This is a genomic window from Streptomyces sp. SID14478, assembly GCF_010548525.1.
Classification (GTDB): domain Bacteria; phylum Actinomycetota; class Actinomycetes; order Streptomycetales; family Streptomycetaceae; genus Streptomyces.
Map to the genome: position 1 here is coordinate 1 of NZ_JAAGMG010001364.1, position 1,669 is coordinate 1,669.

Here is a 1,669-nt window from a genome sequence, read left to right on the forward strand (position 1 = left end):
ACGGGGCCGCTCGCCGGGGGCGGGGGTCAGGACGGGTCCGGGTCACGGCGGGCGATGACCCGGTAGGAGTTGGAGAAGCGGGTGCGGCTGACCAGCGGCGCGAGCAGCCGGTCGACGGCGCGGGCGGTGACGAAGGCCGGGGCCGCCCCGTGCATCAGGGCCCGGCGCAGCTTGCGCTGGACGTCGCCGGGGGCCCGGGTGCGCCACGGGTCGTCGGCGTCGGGCAGGTAGTGGCCGAGCAGCAGGGCGCAGGCCGCCGTCAGGTCGAGCGGGACGTGCGGCTCGCGGCGGTCGACGGCGACGACGGTGTAGCCGAGCGCGGCCAGTTCGGTGCGCAGGTTGGCGAGCGGGATGAAGTGCAGGTGCTGCGGCTGAAAGTACGAGACCCACCACTTGCCGAGCAGTGCCGCGTAGCGGCTCTCCGGGTCGGGCACCTCGATCATCAGGTGGCCGCCGGGGCGCAGGACGCGGCGGGCCGCCTTGAGTTCCTCGCGCGGGTCGAGGGAGTGCTCCAGGTAGTGGAACATGCTCATCGCGTCGTAGCGGCCCGCGAGTTCGGGCGCGAGGTCGACGAGGAAGCCCCGGTGGGCCTCCTCGATGCGGCCCTGCCTGCGGCCCTCCTCGACGCCGTCGCTGATGTCGAGGCCGTCGAACGCCGTGTACGGCAGCACCTCCTTGGCGACCGCCGGGAAGTGCCCCTGCCCGGTGCCGACGTCGAGCCAGCTCTCCGGCTCGATGAAGCGGGCGAGGGCGCGGGTGCCGGACGCGTGGCGCTTGGTGGAGGTCTGCGCGCCGAAGATCTTCTCGGCCTGGTCGGCACGCAGGCCGTCGTAGAAGTCGCGGTAGTAGAAGTCCAGCCCCTCGGGGGTGAGCCGCGGGTTCTGGAACGAGTGGTCGCAGGCGCGGCACTGGTCGATGGTGAAGGTGCCGGGTTTGTGCTGGAGCAGGTCGGTGGTGCGCAGCCGGGTGCGCAGCTTGGTGGAGCCGCACCAGGGGCAGTCGGGGCGGCGCGGCTCGTGGAAGCGCTCGGTGCCCTGGGCGAGTTCGGTGAGGTAGGCGGGGCGGCGGTCGGCCACGGCCTGCGCGGTGGGGGGCATCGCTTCGTCAACTCCTGGTGCGGTGGGGCGAGTCGTGCGCGGGGGCGGTGGGAGAGCCGGGCCGTCAGGTGGGGGCCGGTGCGCCAGGGGGCGTCGCGGTGGGTGCGGGGACCGGCGCAGGCACGAGTACGGGCGTGGGTTCCTGTACTGCCGCCCGTACCGAGACGAACACCGCGGTATGACAATCCGACACAAAGGGGAACGTAAGGGATCGCGAAGAGCCTGGCAATGACGTTGCGGAGTCGGTGCGTCACATGGCGCAACTCACCGCCGGAAGGCAGCCCCGGCACGCGCGAACGAGGCCGGTACTGTTCGGCGAATGAGCTCGCTGAATCTCGACGACTTCACCGATCTGATCGAGCGCCCCGACGGCGGGACCCGCCGCGACGCCGAGGAGCACAGGGCCCGGTTCGCCGTGCCGCCCGGCGCGCTCGGCCGCCTCGACGAACTGGGCGAGTGGCTCTCCGCCGCCCAGGGATCCGTGCCCGTACGGCCCGTCGCGCAGCCGCGCGTGATCCTCTTCGCCGGTGACCACGGAGTCGCCGAGCTCGGCGTGTCGCGGCGCGCCGCGG

General features: G+C 73.1%; 2 protein-coding genes. One reads left to right on the plus strand and one right to left on the minus strand.

Features of this window, described 5'->3' with window-relative positions:
• Positions 1-26 precede the first annotated feature (26 nt).
• Positions 27-1,097: a class I SAM-dependent methyltransferase gene (locus G3I40_RS43465; protein WP_203645864.1), complete on the minus strand. Its 1,071-nt coding sequence runs from the start codon at positions 1,095-1,097 to the stop codon at positions 27-29.
• A gap of 319 nt (positions 1,098-1,416) precedes the next feature.
• Here G3I40_RS43465 and G3I40_RS43470 point away from each other — a divergent pair.
• Positions 1,417-1,669: nicotinate-nucleotide--dimethylbenzimidazole phosphoribosyltransferase (locus G3I40_RS43470; RefSeq protein WP_203645866.1), on the plus strand; the 253-nt coding region annotated here is incomplete at its 3' end.

Coding starts and splice junctions, on each gene's coding strand:
- G3I40_RS43465 (WP_203645864.1), bottom strand. CDS start 1,097: ATGCCCCCCACCGCGCAGGCCGTGGCCGACCGCCGCCCCGCCTACCTC.